This is a genomic window from Bradyrhizobium sp. AZCC 1719 (assembly GCF_036924525.1).
Taxonomy (GTDB): Bacteria; Pseudomonadota; Alphaproteobacteria; order Rhizobiales; family Xanthobacteraceae; genus Bradyrhizobium.
Genome location: NZ_JAZHRU010000001.1, coordinates 5724016 through 5741002, shown reverse-complemented (window position 1 = coordinate 5741002; position 16987 = coordinate 5724016). Strand labels below are relative to the sequence as shown.

Sequence of the window (16987 nt, the reverse complement as noted above, 5' to 3'; positions counted from 1 at the left end):
ATTGCGGCCTGAGTCGGTACAGTCGTCGCGTCGCCGGCCAATGGATGATTGCCGACACAAGGCCGGCAATCACCTTCGACCGCGCTAAAGCCGGGCGTCGGGACGCCAGCCAATGATAGCGAGCATCACCAGGAAACCGACGACGTAGGCCACCGCTACAGGCCAGCCATGGCTAACCCAGCGTCCGACGGACTTCGCCTCCGGATACATGTTCGACAAGGCGACGCCGGCCGATGAGCCGAACCAGATCATCGAGCCGCCGAACCCGACGGCGTAAGCCAGGAAGCCCCAGTCATAGCCGCCTTGTTTCAGGGCGAGCGCGGTGAGGGGGATGTTGTCGAACACCGCGGAGACGAAGCCTAAACCAAGCGCGGTCGGCCATGACGCCACCGGCAGCCGCTCGACCGGCATAAGGGAGGCCGCTGTGACGAGGGCGAGCAGGAAGATGGTTCCCTTGAAGGTTTCCGGCATCACTTTCCAGTCCGGTGACCGCAAGCCGGCGGTCAACAGGATAGCCGCCCAGACCGCGAGGCCCAGAACCGGAACGGTATCGAGCAGCGCGGGAAATTTCAGGTTTGCCGTGACGTTTGCCACCAGCGCTGCGGCGAGGATGACCGCGACAATGAACACCCGGGTCGGGTCGATGCTGAGCCCCCTCGGCGCATCTTTCTGAATTGGCGAATAGCGGTGCTGCTGGATCGACGCCGGCACCGCAAAAATCAACATCGCGACGATGGCGGCGATGTAGGCTTCGACAACGGCGAGCGGACTGACGCCGGCGATCCACATCATGGTGGTGGTGGTGTCGCCGACGACGCTGCCCGCACCGCCGGCGTTGGAGGCCGCAACGATGGCTGCGAGATAGCCGATGTGAACCTTGCCGCGGAACACGTGGCGCGCGACGGTGCCGCCGATCAGCGCCGCGGCGATGTTATCGAGGAAGCTCGAGAGCACGAACACAAGGACGAGCAGCACGACCCCGCCCTTCCAATCGTCCGGCAGCAATGCCGGCATCTCGTCCGGAATCCGGCTTTCTTCGAAATGCCGGGACAGCAACGCAAAGCCCATCAGCAGCAGGAACAGGTTGGCGAGCGTTACCCATTCATGGACCATGTGGTGGCCGAGGCCATTGAGACCCGTACCGTATTTGAAGCCGGTGAAGATCAGCTTGTAGATCACGATGGCGGCCAATCCCGTCAGCGCAACGGGCAGCGTGTGATGATGGAACAGCGCGACGCCGAGCAGCGTCAGCGCGAACAGCAGAAAATCGACGGGTATGCCAAACAGGAGGATTGGTTCGATCACAGCGGCCCCAAATGTGCGCAGGAGAAATTCACGGTTTACCGATAGCGTCGCGCAATGTGCATTATTTCAACGTTTTCAGCCAGCCGGCGATCTCGCCGACGGCGACGTTGGCCTGTTGCAGCAGCTTGCCCATGGTGAAGAAGCCGTGGAACTGGCCCGGGAAATGTCGGTAGGTCATGGGCACGCCGGCTTCCTTGAGCCGCGCGGCATATTCGGCACCCTCGTCGCGCAGCGGATCGGCGCCTGCAGTCAGCACATAGGCCGGCGGCAACCCGGCGAGCGTTTTCGCGCGCGCGGGCGAAGCCTTCCAATGCTCGATGTCGGCCGCGCCGTTCAGATAATGGTTGCAGAACCATTTGATCACGGAGTGCGTCAGCAGGATGCTGGTCTCGGGCTCGCTGTGCGAGGGATGCGTCATCGCAAAGTCGGTGGCGGGATAGATCAGCACCTGGCCGGCGAGCTTCGGGCCGTCGCCGTCGCGTGCGGCGAGCGCCACGACCGCGGCGAGATTGCCGCCGGCGCTGTCGCCGCCGACCAGCAAGTGGCCGGCGTCGATGCCGAACTGGCTCGCATTGGCGGCAATCCACTTCGTCGCCATGATGGCATCGTCGGCGGCGGCGGGAAATTTGTGCTCCGGCGCCAGCCGATAGTCGACCGAGATCACGATCAACTCGCCCTCGTGGGCAAGCTTCTGGCAGACCACTTCATGGGTATCGAGATCGCCGATCACCCAGCCGCCGCCGTGAAAGAATACCAGGCACGGCGCAAGGCCGTTGCTCTTGCGCAGCGTCTTCGGCGTGTAGATGCGCGCCGGAATCGTGCCGTGCGGCGCGGGGATCGCGAGCGGCTTGTTCGATTCGAGCGCGGGCGGTTCGGGATTGCTGACGACGCGGGCGCTTCGATAATATTCGCGCGCTTCCGGCGCGGTTAGCGTCTCATAGGCGGGACGGCCCGCCTCCTGGAAAGCTTTGTAGACGGCGGCGGCATCGGGATCGAGCGTGACGGGCATAAGACCTCTCGTTTTGAGTTTGTCATCCCGGGGCGCGTAGCGAACCCGGGCTCTCGAGATTCTGGGTTCGGTCCTTCGGACCGCCCCGGAATGACGGTTGGTCATGCGGCGGTGCGGCCGCCATCGACGGTATAGGCGGAGCCGGAAACGTAGCTCGCCTCGTCGGAGGCGAGGAACGCCACGATGGAGGCGACTTCGGAAGCTTGTCCGAGCCGCCGTGCCGGAATCCGGTCGACGATCTTTTCGGTCGGCGGCGGCTCATTGCCGGGATTGCGGCCCTGCAGGATCGTGCTCAGCATCCGGCTGTCGATCAGGCCGGGACAGACGCAGTTCACCCGCACGCCGGTGCCGGTGCACTCCCAGGCAGCGCTCTTGGTGAGACCGATCACCGCGTGCTTGCTGGCGCTGTAGACGGCGATCATCGGCGAGCCGATCAGGCCGGCGATGGAGGCAGTGTTGATGATGCTGCCCTTGTTCTGCTTCAGCATCACCGGCAGCACGTGCTTCATGCCGAGAAAGACGCCGACCACGTTGACGTCGAGCACGCGCCGAAAACTCTCCAGCGAATATTCCGGGATCGGCTTGATATCGCCCTCGACGCCGGCGTTGTTGTAGAAGACGTCGATCGTGCCGAACCCGTCGACGCTGGCGCGGACATATTCCGCGACTTCTTCCTCCCGAGTGACATCCGCCGCGACCGCGAGCGCCTCGGCCGAGGCCGGCAGGTCCTTGATGGCGGCCGCAAGATCCTGCTTCTTGCGGTCGATGGCGACGATGCGGGCGCCGCGCTCGGCTAGCAGGCGGATGGCCGCGGTTCCAATGACACCGGCCGCGCCGGTCACGACGGCAACCCGGCCATCGAGGCGAATTCGATCGGGCATAGCTTGAGGTTTCCTCTGGCTCGTTCCGGTTACCCCGGATTTTGGTGGTTTTCGCGCGTGGCCGCACGAACGGAGCCACTATTTCATCTGAAACCGGGTATGGCCAGTGCGGCAGGATGGGGGCAAACCGCCCTTTCCCCGCCGTATTCACCGTGTTAACCGGGAGGGACGCGAGCGGCGGACAAGTCTGTACTATGTCGCGAGCCCGATTCGCCTGTTAAAGCCGCGCGAGATGCTTCGAACCATTGCCCTGACCGGTCTTGCGGCCCTGATTGCCGCCACCACGACCTCGCTTGCGCCGCCCGCGCAGGCGCAGATCGGCAATATCTTTTCCGATCCTCCGCTGCGGCCGCCGGGCGCCATTCCCCGCGGCAATCAACAGCAGCAACAATTCCCCGACGACGACGAGGAAGTGCCGGAACTGCCGCGCGGCCGCCTGCTGCCGACCCCGAACCGTCCGCCACCGGGGCAGGGCGCGCCGCCGCCTGGAAGCTTCCAGTCGCAGCCGCTGGCGCCGCCGCCCGGCACCACCGCCCCTCCGCAGGGGACGCAGCCGGGCGTCGCGGTTCAGCCGCCGCAGCCCGGAGGTCCGGGCGTCGCCAACGCGCCGCCGGGTCAGCGCCAGCCCCCGGCCAAGGGCGTGCCCAATTCGCCGGCGACCCTGCAGCCGGGCGACGAGGTCGTGTCCGAGCCGCCGGCCACCAAGATCACCAACAAGAAGGCGAGCTTCTCCGGCCTCGACAAGATCACCGGCCGCATCATCAATTTCGACGAGGACATCGGCGAGACCGTGCAGTTCGGCGCGCTGCGCGTGAAGACCAGTGCCTGCTACACGCGCCCGTCGACGGAAGCTGCCAACACCGATGCGTTCGTCGAGGTCGACGAGATCACGCTGCAAGGCGAGGTGAAGCGGATCTTCTCGGGCTGGATGTTCGCCGCCAGTCCCGGCCTGCACGGCGTCGAGCACCCGGTCTATGATATCTGGCTGACCGACTGCAAAGGCCCCGACCAGACCATCGTCAGCGCGCAGCCCGATCCGGCCAAGTCGGCCGCGCCGCCGCAAGCTGCGAAGCGTCCGCCGCCGCCGAAGCAGGCGGCGCCGCGCCCGCCGGGACCGCCGCCGCAACCACAATTCCAGCAGCAGCCGCAGCAGGCCCCACCGCCGCCGCCTCCGCCGCAACAGCGGCCGGGTGGATTGTTTGGCGGATTGTTCGGCAATTAGCGACGTTACAAGCGTAGCCCGGATGAGCGAAGCGATATCCGGGATCGGTGCCGCCATGGAGAGAGCGGCCCCTACGCAGGATTCGCGATGATCGCGAGCGCATCCACTCCGCTGACGCTGGGCGGCAATCGCATAAAATCCGCTGGCTCGCCCGCGATCGCCTTGTCGAGCAACGCGCGATAGCGGCGCCTTGGAATTTCGACCGCGCCGAAGCTGCGCAGATGTTCGGTGACATATTGCGTGTCGAGCAGCTCGAACCCGCCTGCGATCATCCGTGCCACCAGATGCACCAGCGCCACCTTGGAAGCGTCGCGGGTGCGGTGAAACATGCTCTCGCCGAAGAAGGCCCGCCCCAGGCTGACACCGTAGAGGCCGCCTGTGAGGTCGCCGTCCTGCCAGACCTCGACGCTGTGGCAGTGTCCGAGCTCGTGGAGCCCGAGATAGAGATCGCGGATGCGCTTGTTGATCCAGGTGTCGTCGCGGCCCGGCTGCGGCGCCGCGCAGCCCGCGATGACCGCCTTGAAGGCGGTGTCGACGGTAACGCGGAAAGTGTCCGAACGCACGGTGCGGGCAAGCCGCGAAGCGATGCGGAAGCCGTCGAGCGGAATGACGCCGCGCATTTCCGGCTCGACCCAGAACAGCGTCGGATCGCCGGCGCTCTCGGCCATCGGGAAGATGCCGCAGGCATAGGCCCGCAGCAGCACATCGGGCGTGATTTCGGAAGCAGCAGACTCGCGCGAGGTCATGTACCGATGATAGCAGGACGCACGGGGCGTGTGCTACGTTCCATAACAAATTGGTGCGCAGCATAGCCGCATCCATGCGAAACGGATGACGACGGGGTATTCGCCCGGCCGAATTTCCAAGATGAGTGCGGCATGAGCGCAGTATTGATCGTCGTTCCGGTGTTCGCCTTGATTGCGGCGGGTTATGCGGCGGTCGCGCTGCGTTTCATCTCGCCGACGGCGCATAAGGGCATTGCCGAGTTCGCCTTCAGCATCGCTATTCCGGCGCTGCTGTTCCGGATCGTGGTCGTCGCGGAATTTCCTGCCGTCAGCGCCTTCTCGGTATGGGGCGCCTATTACGGGGCAACGGCGGTCACGTGGATCGCCGCGCTGCTGGCATCATCCCTTCTTCGGCAATCCCGGGCGGATGGCGTGGTGCTCGCGATCGGCTCGATCTACGGCAACATCGTGATGCTCGGCCTTCCCCTGACGTTGTCGGCGCTGGGAAGTCAGGCCGCCGGCTCAATGGCCTTGATCCTGTCGGTCAACACGCCGCTGCTCTGGCTTTGCGGCACGCTGCAGATGGCATGGGCAGAACGAAAATCTTCCGAGACGGCTCCGCTGCTGGTGCTGCGGGCCGTGCGCGAAATCGCGCGTAATCCGATCATGCTCGCGCTCGGCTTCGGCTTTCTCTGGCGCCTCACCGGATTGGGGCTGAACCCCGTCGCGGACAAGACTCTGGAACTGCTGGCGCAAGCCGGCTCGCCCACGGCCCTGATCGCGCTCGGCATCAATCTCTTTGGTTTCAGGATCAAGGGCCAGGCGCTCGGCATGGCGGTGATGTGCGCGCTCAAGCTTTTGGCGATGCCGGCCGTTGCGGCGGTCCTCGCGTTCCACGTTCTGGCCTTGCCGCCGATTTCCGCGGCCGTGGTCGTTCTTTTCGCCGCGATGCCGACCGGCGCCAATGCCTACATCTTCTCGGCCCAGTACGGACGGCTCACCGAAGCCGTCTCGGGCGCCGTCGCGCTCGGCACGACGTTGGCGGCGGTGACGTTGCCCGTTGTCGTGTTATTCGTGACGGCCGCCCTGCGCTAGGCTCAGCTAATCCTCGTAGCCGAATAGTTTGGCCGGGTTGCTGACCAGGATCCTCTTCAGTTCCGCTTCATCGGCCACATAGCGGTAGAGAAGTTCGAGCAGGTCGGCATCATTGGGCGGCTGCACCACAGACACTGGATGGGGCCAGTCGCTCGCCCAGACGCAGCGGTCGGGCGCCGCCTCGATATAGGCGCGCGCGATCGGGATGACGTCGTCCCACGGCGGGCCCTTCTTCGAGGTCTTTTCGCCGAGCGACAGCATCACCCAGAAATTGCCCTTGGACAGAAGCTGCAACATCTTCTGCAAGTTCGGATCTTCCTTGCCGCGCGTCGGGTCCGGCCGCGCCATGTGATCGATCAGCACGGGGACGTCGAGGTTTTCGTACTTCGCGACGCTGGAGACGATGCCGTCTCTTTCCGGCTGGATTTTTGCATACCAGCCGAGTTCGCGAATCTTCGCGATGGCGCGGGCAAAATCCTTGTCCGAGAGCACGGCGCCGAGTTCCTGCCGGAAGCTGAAACGGGCGCCGCGGACACCGGCATCGTGCAGCTTGGCGAGATAGGCGTCATCGGCTTCGGCAAACACCAGCGCGTTGGCACAGCCGCGATAGTTCGGTCCCATCGCCGCGAGGCCATCGAGCACCACCGAATGATCGGCGCCATAGGTCGTGGTCTGTACGATGATGCCGCGCTCGATGCCGAGCGCCTTGTGGACGCGAAGCGCTGCCTCCCAGGTCGCGGTTGGCATCTGGTAGGCGGCACCCGGGCGCACCGGATATTTTTCCAGCGGCCCCAACACGTGAAACTGGCTGTCGACGCTCTTCGGCGGCGGCAGTTTCGAGGGGCGGCGCGGGTTCGGATCGAATGGAAGATAGGTCGGCATCTCGGGTTCCTTGTCTGATCGCGGTCAGTCGATCACGGCGGTGAAATCGCATTGCACGAGCGCGCCATTCTCCATGTCCATCTGCAGCGCATGGCGGGCAGGGCGAGAGTGCTCGTCGGGAAACATCTTCAGCCATTCGGTATTCACCGGCGCGCGCTGCTTTCGATCCTGCAGCCATACCGTCATCTTGATGATGTCGTCTGTCGTGCCGCCGCCGGCTTCCACGATTGCTTTCATATGCGCGAACATGTTGGCGCACTGGTCCTCGATGCGCGCGGGCATTGCGCCGGTCGCGGGGTCGCGTCCGAGGATGACGCCGGACATCAGGAGATTGCCGATGCGGCAGGCGTTCGGAATGGGATTGGCGTGCTTGAATTCGCCGATGTGAATACTCTTGCGCCTTGTCATCGCTGCTCTCCCTCCGGGATGCTTCTTGTTCAGACGAACTGGCAGGACACCGATCCGAACCGGCCGTAATCGGCATGAAACGTGTCGCCCCTGACGATCTCGACCGGGCGCGTAAACGATCCCGCCAGCACCACTTCGCCGGCCTCGAGATACTCGCCTTGGGCAGCCAGCCGATCGGCAAGCCAGGCCACGCCGTTGGCGGGGTGGTTGAGCACGCCGGCAGCGATGCCGGTCTCCTCGATCTGGCCGTTGCGAAACAACAGCGCGCCGATCCAGCGCAGGTCGGCGTCGAGCGGACGAATGGGCCGGCCACCGACGACCAGTGCCGCATTCGCGGCATTGTCGGAGATCGTATCCATCACCTTGCGCGGCGCCTTCGTCTCGGGATCGACGCGATGCATCCGGGTTTCCAGGATTTCGAGCGCCGGGGTGACGTAATCGGTGGCGTTGAGCACGTCGAACAGCGTGCAATCCGGGCCCTTCAACGGCGTCTTCAGCACGAAGGCCAGCTCGACCTCGATACGGGGCGCACGGAAACGGTCGAACGGGATCGGCGACGCGTCGGGGTAGAACATGTCCGCAAACAGCACGCCGTAATCCGGCTCGGAAATGCCGACGGCATTTTGCATCGCTTTCGATGTCAGGCCGATCTTGTGGCCCCTGACGATGCGGCCGCGGGAGAGCTGCAACCTGGTCCAGGCGCGCTGAATGGCGTAGGCGTCCTCGATCGTGAGATCCGGATATTCGCGCGTGAATGCCGGGATCAGCGACTTGCTGCGTTCGGCGTCATCGAGGCGCTGCGCCAGCCGTTCGACGGTTTGTTGATCGAGCATCTTCTATCGCTCCGCCGCCACGGTGTTGCGAAGGATACCGATCTTTCCGGACTCTACCTCGACGACGTCGCCGACCTTGAGCCAGCGCGGCGGCGTGAAGCGGGCGCCGGCCCCGGTCGGGGTACCGGTCGCGATCATGTCGCCGGATCTTAAGGTGGCAAAGGTGGAGAGGTAGGCGATCAGGTAATCGAACGGGAACATCAGCCGCTCAGTCGAGTCGCTCTGGCGCACCTCGCCGTTGACACGGGTGATGATGTCATGCAGGCCGCGCGGATCGCATTCGTCTGACGTGACGATCCACGGCCCGATACTGCCCGAGCGGTCAAAATTCTTGCCCTGGGTGACGTTGAACTTGCCGTGGTGCAGCCAGTCGCGAACGCTGCCCTCGTTGCACAGCGTCATGCCGAAGATGTGCTCCCATGCGCGCTCGCGGGGAATGTGCCGGCCTTCCTTGCCGATCACGATCACAAGCTCGCCTTCATAGTCGAGCTGTTCGGAGACCTTCGGCTTCTCGATCGGCTGGCCGGAGCCGACGACGGAGGAGGGATTGCGGACGAACAGGCTCGGATATTTCGGCAGGTCCGAGTTGTCCTTGTACTCGGCGTTGCGATCCCTGTAGTTCACGCCGATGCACCAGAGCTTTTCCGGAGCCGGAATTGGCGGCAGCAGCACGAGATCATCGAGCGTATGGTCCGGCTTCTGCCCGGCAATCGCCTGTCGCGCGATGTCCAGCCCGCCTCCGGCGATCAGCGCCCGCAGGTCGGCGAACTTCGTTCGTTCGGTCAGGTCGACCACCCCGCCCGGGATGCTCGCGCCGAAGCGCTGCTTGCCGTTTGCAAGATAGCTCAGAAGATGCATGCGATCGGTCTCCGGATCAGCGCGGCGCGCGATGGCGAGGCACGCTTCAGGATTCAGTTTTCGACGTCTGGAATACAGGTTTTAAGGTGACGATCTCGCCGAGCTTGGCGTAACGCGGGCCGGCGATGCGGGCGATCGGGTCGAGCGCCTCGGTTTCGATCTTGCCGTTGTTCAAAAGGCCATCCCTGATGTGGAAGACCAGTACTTCGCCGACGATGAGCCGGCTGCGGGTCTCGCCGAATTCGAGGCACTGCCGGAAGCGGCATTCCATCGCAATCGGCGCGGCCGCGAGACGAGGCACCTTGATGCGCTCTCCCGGCAGCGTCGAAAGCCGCAATTCCTCGACCTCGCTGACATCGGGCGGATGTTCGGTGGAGCTCTCGTGCACTGCCGTCATCAGGCTGGAGTCCGCGATGTGAACGACATATTCCTCGTTGTTGAGGATGTTCTGCGCGGTATCCTTGTAGATTCCACCCTTGCGGCCGACGCTGATGGCCAGCATCGGTGGCTTCGGGGAGACGAACGTAAAGGCGGAGAATGGGGCGAGGTTGAGCACCCCGCCGCCCGACAGGCTGGTCACCCAGGCGATCGGGCGGGGCACCACGACGCCGGTGATCAGCCGGTAGGCCGTTTCAGCGTCGAGATATGCAGGATCGATCCGCATCGGGATGTGCTTCAATCAGCCTTGATGTTCGCCTTGCGGACGACGGGAATCCACTTGGCGTCCTCGCGCTCGAGGTAGCTCGTGAACTCCGCCGGCGTCATCGATACGGCCTCGGCGCCGAGCGCGTTGAACTTCTCGACGATGGCGGGATCTTTCAGGATCTCCGCGAGGGCATCGTGGAGCTTGGTCACGATCTCGGGCGGCGTGCGTGCGGGCGCGAACAGGCCTGTAAAGGTCTGGCCGTCAAATTCCTTGTGGCCGAGTTCGGTGAAGGTCGGGACATCCGGCAGCCAGGAGGCGCGGCGGCTGCCGGTGACGGCGAGCGCGCGCAGCATGCCGCTCTTGATCGAAGGCAACCCGACCGAGATCTGGTCGAGGGCAAACTGCACCTGTCCGCCGATCAGGTCGTTGAGAGCGGGCGCGTTGCCGCGGTAGTGCACCGTCAGCCATTGCAGGCCCAACGTCGACTGCATGAGCTCGCTGAGCAGATGGTTGGTGGTGCCCTGGCCGGGCGAGGCCATCGTCAGCTTGCCCGGATCGCGGCGCGCGAGCTCGATGAATTCCTTCAGGTCCTTGGCCTGCACCGACGGATGCACTTCGAGCACCAGGGGCGTCATCGTGATCGAAGTGATGGGAACGAAGTCCCGCTTCCAGTTGTAGGCCTCGCGCTTGGCGATCTCGGGTGCGAACAGCACGGGACCATTGGCGCCGACGAACAAGGCATAGCCGTCGGGCGGCATTTTCGCGAACGCCTCGCCGGCGATCAGTCCGCCGGCGCCAGCCTTGTTTTCCACAATGAACGGCTGGCCGAGCTTCGCCTGAAGTTTGTCGGCGATGACGCGCGCCGCGCTATCGACATTGCCGCCTGCCGGGTAAGGGACGATCAGCTTAACCTGACGCGCCGGCCATTGCTGGGCGTCTGCCGGTGTGTTCAACGCTGCCGTGAATAGTGTCGACAGAGCGACGCCTGCGATCGCGAAAAATTTCATCGCATTCTCCCGAAAAGCGGCAGATCTGCCGCTACGTTCTTGTTTGCGCGAGCCCCGTCCAAGCGGCATGCGCATCTATTGTTCCGCGCGGCGATCTTGCGCGCAGCCCTTCCGCTGTCGACCAAATTGTGGTGTTTTTGTCCACATTGTGGACAGTGGACAGGGCGTATGACGAATGGTCGGTTAAAGACACGAGGGCCGCGGCAGGGTGGGCAGGCGATCCGCCGCGCGTTGGCCGTGCTGCGGACGCTCGCGGTTGGTGGGGAACGAGGCGTACCGCTGGCTGAAGTCGTGCAGGCGACGTCGCTTGCCCGCCCGACGGTGCATCGCATCGTGCATGTGCTGATCGAGGAGGGGATTGTCGAACGCAGCGAGCGGACGGGAAATTATGTCGTCGGCCGCCAGGTACCCGAACTGGCGCTGGCGCGTCCATCGCGTTCGCCCCTGATGGTTGCAGCCGAGCCGCATCTGGCGGCAGCGTCGGCGCAACTCGGCGATACCTTGTTTCTTACGGTACGCACCGGCCTCGATACGCTGTGCGTGGCGCGCCGCATCGGTAGCTATCCGATCCAGGTGCTGTCGATCGAGGTCGGCGTGCGGCGTCCCCTGGGCGTCAGCAGCGCTGGCGTGGCGATCCTGGCCGCCATGCCGACAGCCGAGGCGCGCAAGATCGTGCTCGCCAACGAAACGCGGTTTGCTGCTTACCGGACCGATACGGCCACCGTGCTCGGACAGATCCAGCTCGCGCGGCGCCGAGGCTACAATCTGCGTGATGTCGGCCTGGTGCAGGGAACGAAGTCGCTTTCGGCCTGGATCCGGACTCCTGATGGTCAGCCCGCCGCTGCGATTACGCTCTCCGCCATGCGCAACAGATTGGGCCCACGCCGCGCGATCGAGGTGGCGGACGTTCTTGTCTCGGCTGCGCGCGCGATCGAAGCGGCGGCGGCGAAGGGTTAGCTTAGCCCGCCGCAGCGTTGGTCGACTTCGGCGGCGCCGCCGGCGCGGTGCGGCGGAAACGCAGTACGATCCTGGTGCCGTGGTGGTTGGGATCGCGCTCGGCACTGGCATCCAGCTTGGACGCCATGGCGCTCACGATGCGTTGCCCCATGCCAGTGGAGCGCGGGTCTGACTTGGCGTTGAGGCCGACGCCGTCGTCCGCGATCGAGACCACGAGGTCTTCGCCCTCGGGCTTGAGCTCGACGTGAATGGGACCGGCGCCGTCGGGATAGGCGTATTTGACGGCGTTCATTACCAGTTCGTTGACGATGATGCCGATCGCCACCGCGCGGTCCGGGTCGATCTCGATCGGTTCGGCCTTGAGCGTCAGCCGCGACATCTTGTTGCCTTCGGCCGAACGGCGGAGATCTTCCAGCAGAGCTTCGAGATACTGGTTCAAGAGCACGCTCTTGAGATCGTGCGAGGTGTAGAGACGGCGGTGGACCTGGGCGACCGCTGCGACGCGGCCCATCGCATTGGTCAGCGCCGCCTTGACGTCCTCCTGGGTCGCCGAATTGGCCTGCAAGTGCAGCAGCGAGGCGATGATCTGCAGGGAGTTGCCGACGCGGTGGTTGACTTCGCGCAGCAGCACTTCACGTTCGGCGGCGAGCGCCGCATAGCGGTCGCGCGAGGCGTGAACCTCGGCTTCGGCCTCGTCGCGGGCCCGTTGAAGCTCGGCCTGCCTGAGCGCGCCGGAGATCGCGACCTGAAGCAGCGGAATGAAATCGCCCCGCGTATCCTTGACGAGATAGTCGGCGGCGCCGGCCTTCAGCGCCGTGACAGCGATCGCCGAATCCTGCGCAGCCGTGACGAACACCACCGGCGGGGCGTCCGGTATCGCCATGATGCGTTCGAGCGTTTCGAGGCCGTCGAGACCCGGCATGTACTGGTCGAGCGCAATCACGTCGATACCGCCTTGCGCCAGCCGCGCCAGCCCTTCTTCGCCGCCCGCCGCGTGCACGACCTTGAAACCTGCCCGCGTCAAGCCGCGGTCGACCAGCCGGGCGAGGCCGGCGTCGTCGTCGATATAGAGCAGCGTCGGCGTCGCGGGTTTCATATGGCGGCCGGAGGGACCTGAATGACGGAGAAGAACAGACCGAGTTGGCGAATGGCGTTGGCGAAGCTTTCGTAGTTCACCGGCTTGGTAATGTAGACGTTGCAACCGAGTTCGTAGCAGCGCTTGATCTCGTAGGAGTCGTCGGTCGTGGTCAGTACCACGACCGGCGTGGTCTTGAGATACTGGTTTTCCTTCACCCGCTTCAGAATGTCGATACCGGACGTATCGGGCAAGTTGAGATCGAGCAGGATCAGGAGCGCTCCGCCCTTGTGGTCGAGGCCCGTCCCGTCCTTGCCGAACAGGTAGTTCACCGCTTCTGTACCGCTGGTGAACGGTATTATCTCATTATTCACGCCGGACCGGCGTATATTCCGTTCGATCAGGCGAGCATGGCCCTCGTCGTCCTCGATCATGATGATGGTGACTGGATTACTCATGTCCGTATGTTCCGGTTACCTGCTGGCCAATTAATGGGCAATGTGATCGTGAACGTGCTGCCCTGGTGAAGTTCCGATGCGACCGACATGGTTCCTCCCAAGCGGCGCACCAATGCGCGGACATGGGCAAGCCCGATGCCTTGTCCCGGCTTGTCCTGGGTTCCCGCGCGGCGGAACAAATCGAAAATGCGCTGATGGTCCTTGGGATCGATGCCGCGTCCATTGTCTGACATCTCGAAAACCGCAAAGCCGAGCTTGGTGCGGCCGCGAACCGTGATTTCGCCGGGCACGCCGGACTTGAGATATTTGAGCGCATTATCGATCAGATTGGAGAATATCTGCTCCAGCGCAAGGCGATCGCTGACGATATTCGGCAATGCGTCGATCCGGATCTCGGCCTGAGCTTCCGCGGCCTGGTGCGCCACGGTCGCCACAATGCCCTCGATCAGCTCTTTGGTATCGATCCAGACCGGCTCGAACTCGCGCCGCCCCTCGCGGGTGAGATTGAGGATCGCCGATATCAGCCGGTCCATCTTGCCGATCGACGATTTGATGAAACTGAGCGCCTCGGAGAAATCCTCCGAGAGCTTCTGGTCGGGACCTTCGAGTACGGGCTCGGCGGTATCGGTGACATTTTCCGGGGCGGGCGTCGCTTCGGATTGCCCGCGGGAAAGCGCTGCGATCCGCTTGAAGATGTCGCTGCGCAATTCCTCCAGCTCGCTCGTGAAGCCCATGATGTTCACCAGCGGCGAGCGCAGATCGTGACTGACGATGTATGCGAAGCGCTGGATCTCGTCATTGGCTTCGCGCAGGTCGGCGGTGCGCTCGTCGATGGTGGCCTCGAGGTTGAGGTGGCTGTCGCGCAGCCTCGCGTCGGCCTGGTCGCGTGCGCGCGACGAACGGCGGACCAGGAAGATCGCGATGCCGGCCAGCACGACCACCAAACCCGAGCCGATGCCGGTGATCGAGGCCGCCAGGGTCTGGCTGCGATCGGCGTTGGTCGTGCGCTCGACAAACAGACGGTCCTCCTCGGTTCGCATCCGCACGGCGAGATCGTCAATGTGTTTCATGGTGTCGCGCCCGATGCCCTCGCGCACGATCTTGGAGGCATCGTTCAGGCGCTGGGACCGGGCCAGCTCCATCGTCGTGCGGAATTCCTCGATGCGCTGGTCGTAGAGCGGCATCATCTCGTTGATGAGCCCCCGTTGAACCGGATTGTCGCTGACAAGCCGGCCCAACCGCGTTAGCGCCGGCGCCAGTTCTGACATGGCTTGCTCAAAGTCGGTCCGAAAGTCGGGGCGCAATGTCGCGAGGTAGCCGCGCTGCGCGCTTTCAGCACGCCGCAATTGCAGTTGGACGAGCGATATCTGGTTCTCGACCTCGACGGTGCGCTGCACCGCGCGCGCGTCCTCGCGCGCCTTGTTCACCAGATGGACCGAACCCGCGCTGATGGCGGTCAACACCAATAGCCCCGCCGCAAGCAGCAGGATGTGGCCCACGGCGCGCTTGCGCTGGACATCAGCGATCACGGTGATCTCGCGTCATGGACAAGCGGAACACGCGCCCCCGGCAACCCCCTGCACATCCCAACGTGCGATGGAACCCATCGGTTCCATCGGCCGTCGAAAATTTCAGGCGATTTTCGGTCTAGCCGTCCGCGGGTTGGCCCGCGAGGTACTGCTCGAGCCAGTGAATGTGGTAGTCGCCGTTGATGATATCGGCCTCGCGGACCAGTGCCCGGAACAGCGGCAGCGTGGTTTCGATGCCGTCGACCACCATCTCGTCGAGCGCCCGGCGCAGCCGCATCAGGCATTCGGCGCGAGTCTTGCCGTGCACGATCAGCTTGCCGACGAGTGAATCATAGTAGGGCGGAATGACGTAGCCCTGATAGACCGCGGAATCGATCCGCACGCCGAGCCCGCCGGGCGGATGGAATTGCGTGATCTTGCCGGGCGAGGGGCGGAAGGTCTGCGGGTTTTCCGCATTGACGCGGCATTCGATGGCATGCCCGATGATAGCGATCTCTTCCTGCTTTGCGGGCAGGTCGCCGCCGGCGGCGATGCGGATTTGCTCCAGTACGAGGTCGATGTCGGTGATGCTCTCGGTGACGGGATGCTCGACCTGGATGCGGGTGTTCATCTCGATGAAATAGAACTCGCCATCCTCATAGAGAAATTCGATGGTGCCGACGCCGAGATATTTCATGTCCCGCATCGCCTTGGCGCAGGTCTCGCCGATCTTGGCGCGGGCGGCGGCGGCGAGAACCGGCGAGGGGCCTTCTTCCCAGACCTTCTGGTGACGGCGCTGCAGCGAGCAATCGCGCTCGCCGAGATGGATCGCACCGCCGCGGCCGTCACCGAGAATTTGGATCTCGATGTGGCGCGGCTTCTGCAGATATTTTTCGAGATAGACCGAGGCGTCGCCGAATGCGGATTTCGCCTCGTTGGAGGCGGTGGATAGCGCCAGCATCAGGTCGTCGGCGGTGCGCGCCACCTTCATGCCGCGTCCGCCGCCACCGGCAGCCGCTTTCACCAGCACCGGAAAACCGATCGCCTTGCCGATCGCCAGCGCATCGTCATCCGACGAGACGGCGCCGTCGGAGCCCGGCACCACCGGAATGCCGAGCCGCTTGGCGGTCTTCTTGGCCTCGATCTTGTCGCCCATCAGGCGGATGTGTTCGGCCTTCGGGCCGATGAAATGCAGATTGTGCTCGGCGAGGATTTCGGCGAAGCGGGCGTTCTCGGAAAGAAAGCCGTAGCCGGGATGCACGGCATCCGCGCCCGTTATCTCGCAGGCCGCGAGCAGTGCCGGGACGTTGAGATAGGAGTCCTTGGAAGGCGGCGGCCCGATGCAGACGCTCTCGTCGGCGAGCCGCACGTGCATCGCGTCGGCGTCGGCGGTGGAATGCACGGCAACGGTGGAGATGCCGAGCTCCTTGCACGCGCGCAGCACGCGCAGGGCAATTTCGCCGCGATTGGCTATGAGGATCTTGTCGAACATGCGGCTCCCGCCGGCGAGCAGCGAGTGGCGAGTGGCGAATGGTCAGCGCTCAAGGCCATTCGCTATTCGCCACTCGCCATTCGCCATCTACTCAATAATGACCAATGGCTCGCCGAATTCGACCGGCTGGCCGTCCTCGACGAGAATTTGCGTCACCGTGCCGGCGCGCGGCGACGGGATCTGGTTCATCGTCTTCATCGCTTCGATGATCAGGAGTGTCTGGCCGGCCGAAACCTTGGTGCCGACCTCGATGAACGGCTTGGCGCCGGGCTCAGGCGCCCAATAGGCGGTGCCGACCATCGGCGAGGGGACCACGCCTGGATGCTTGGCCAGGTCGGCAGCCGCCGCGCTCCCCGCAGCGATGGCTGCCGCCGCAGCCGGCGCCGGCTGGAAGCTCGCCGGCATCGCCGCCGACACGCTGATGTTGCGCGCGACACGCACCCTTAAGCCGGCGCGCTCGATCTCGATCTCGGTCAGGCTGGTCTCGTCCAGCAGCAGCGCGAGTTCGCGAATGAGCGCGCTGTCGTCGCTCTTTAGGTTTGCGGCTGATTTGTCCGCTGATTTGTTGTCGGGCTGGCGGGCCATGCTCTTGATCCGGAATTCTCGATGTGGGTGACGGCTTAAGC

At 64.3% G+C, this 16987-nt stretch carries 18 protein-coding genes; 3 read left to right on the top strand and 15 right to left on the bottom strand.

What is annotated here, in order from left to right:
* Positions 1-84: 84 nt before the first annotated feature.
* The 3 genes from V1292_RS27065 to V1292_RS27055 all read right to left on the bottom strand — a co-directional run bounded on the left by V1292_RS27065 (position 85) and on the right by V1292_RS27055 (position 3195).
* On the bottom strand, positions 85-1305 hold the full coding sequence (locus V1292_RS27065; RefSeq protein WP_334375671.1) for an SLC13 family permease: 1221 nt from the start codon (positions 1303-1305) through the stop codon (positions 85-87).
* A gap of 61 nt (positions 1306-1366) precedes the next feature.
* Positions 1367-2314: an alpha/beta hydrolase gene (locus V1292_RS27060; RefSeq protein WP_334375670.1), complete on the bottom strand. Its 948-nt coding sequence runs from the start codon at positions 2312-2314 to the stop codon at positions 1367-1369.
* Between the two features lie 101 nt (positions 2315-2415).
* Positions 2416-3195, bottom strand: coding sequence for an SDR family NAD(P)-dependent oxidoreductase (locus V1292_RS27055; RefSeq protein ID WP_334375668.1), 780 nt, complete (start codon positions 3193-3195; stop codon positions 2416-2418).
* A 232-nt stretch (positions 3196-3427) separates the two neighbouring features.
* Between V1292_RS27055 and V1292_RS27050 the strand changes: the two genes are divergently transcribed.
* On the top strand, positions 3428-4417 hold the full coding sequence (locus tag V1292_RS27050) for a DUF2155 domain-containing protein (RefSeq protein WP_334375667.1): 990 nt from the start codon (positions 3428-3430) through the stop codon (positions 4415-4417).
* 71 nt (positions 4418-4488) lie between these two features.
* On the opposite strand, the gene aat is transcribed toward V1292_RS27050, so the two are convergent.
* A complete protein-coding gene (gene aat, locus V1292_RS27045; RefSeq protein WP_334375666.1) occupies positions 4489-5163 on the bottom strand; it encodes a leucyl/phenylalanyl-tRNA--protein transferase in 675 nt (224 codons plus the stop codon).
* Positions 5164-5295: 132 nt separating this feature from the next.
* Here aat and V1292_RS27040 point away from each other — a divergent pair, with 132 nt between their 5' ends.
* Positions 5296-6237 carry an AEC family transporter gene (locus V1292_RS27040; protein ID WP_334375664.1) on the top strand — a complete coding sequence of 314 codons (942 nt, stop codon included), beginning with the start codon at positions 5296-5298 and terminating at the stop codon, positions 6235-6237.
* Positions 6238-6243: 6 nt separating this feature from the next.
* Here V1292_RS27040 and V1292_RS27035 read toward each other — a convergent pair whose 3' ends face one another.
* From V1292_RS27035 to V1292_RS27010, 6 genes are read right to left on the bottom strand one after another with little or no spacing between them, the layout of a single operon-like run.
* Entirely contained in the window at positions 6244-7119 is an 876-nt protein-coding gene (locus tag V1292_RS27035) for an amidohydrolase family protein (RefSeq protein WP_334375663.1), read from the bottom strand.
* Between the two features lie 24 nt (positions 7120-7143).
* On the bottom strand, positions 7144-7527 hold the full coding sequence (locus V1292_RS27030) for a RidA family protein (protein ID WP_334375662.1): 384 nt from the start codon (positions 7525-7527) through the stop codon (positions 7144-7146).
* 29 nt (positions 7528-7556) lie between these two features.
* Complete coding sequence (hpaH, locus tag V1292_RS27025) at positions 7557-8360, bottom strand: 2-oxo-hept-4-ene-1,7-dioate hydratase (RefSeq protein ID WP_334375661.1); 804 nt, start codon at positions 8358-8360, stop codon at positions 7557-7559.
* A gap of 3 nt (positions 8361-8363) precedes the next feature.
* Positions 8364-9218 (bottom strand): fumarylacetoacetate hydrolase family protein, encoded by an 855-nt coding sequence (locus tag V1292_RS27020; RefSeq protein WP_334375660.1) that lies wholly within the window; start codon positions 9216-9218, stop codon positions 8364-8366.
* Between the two features lie 46 nt (positions 9219-9264).
* Positions 9265-9882: a flavin reductase family protein gene (locus V1292_RS27015; protein ID WP_334375659.1), complete on the bottom strand. Its 618-nt coding sequence runs from the start codon at positions 9880-9882 to the stop codon at positions 9265-9267.
* Between the two features lie 11 nt (positions 9883-9893).
* Entirely contained in the window at positions 9894-10871 is a 978-nt protein-coding gene (locus tag V1292_RS27010; protein ID WP_334375658.1) for a Bug family tripartite tricarboxylate transporter substrate binding protein, read from the bottom strand.
* 168 nt (positions 10872-11039) lie between these two features.
* Here V1292_RS27010 and V1292_RS27005 point away from each other — a divergent pair, with 168 nt between their 5' ends.
* Complete coding sequence (locus tag V1292_RS27005; protein WP_334375657.1) at positions 11040-11828, top strand: IclR family transcriptional regulator; 789 nt, start codon at positions 11040-11042, stop codon at positions 11826-11828.
* Between the two features lies 1 nt (position 11829).
* Here the strand turns inward: V1292_RS27005 and V1292_RS27000 are convergent, their stop codons facing one another.
* The 5 genes from V1292_RS27000 to accB form a co-directional block, all read right to left on the bottom strand.
* Positions 11830-12924, bottom strand: a complete 1095-nt coding sequence (locus V1292_RS27000; RefSeq protein WP_334375656.1) for a sensor histidine kinase — start codon at positions 12922-12924, stop codon at positions 11830-11832.
* Positions 12921-13361, bottom strand: coding sequence for a response regulator (locus tag V1292_RS26995; protein ID WP_334375655.1), 441 nt, complete (start codon positions 13359-13361; stop codon positions 12921-12923). The genes V1292_RS27000 and V1292_RS26995 overlap by 4 nt, the downstream gene beginning before the upstream one ends.
* Entirely contained in the window at positions 13358-14890 is a 1533-nt protein-coding gene (locus tag V1292_RS26990) for a sensor histidine kinase (RefSeq protein ID WP_334375654.1), read from the bottom strand. Before V1292_RS26990 ends, V1292_RS26995 begins: the two co-directional genes overlap by 4 nt.
* Before the next feature lie 118 nt (positions 14891-15008).
* Positions 15009-16361 (bottom strand): acetyl-CoA carboxylase biotin carboxylase subunit, encoded by a 1353-nt coding sequence (gene accC / locus V1292_RS26985; protein ID WP_057845234.1) that lies wholly within the window; start codon positions 16359-16361, stop codon positions 15009-15011.
* Positions 16362-16448: 87 nt separating this feature from the next.
* Positions 16449-16946 carry an acetyl-CoA carboxylase biotin carboxyl carrier protein gene (accB, locus tag V1292_RS26980; RefSeq protein WP_334375653.1) on the bottom strand — a complete coding sequence of 166 codons (498 nt, stop codon included), beginning with the start codon at positions 16944-16946 and terminating at the stop codon, positions 16449-16451.
* Positions 16947-16987 lie beyond the last annotated feature (41 nt).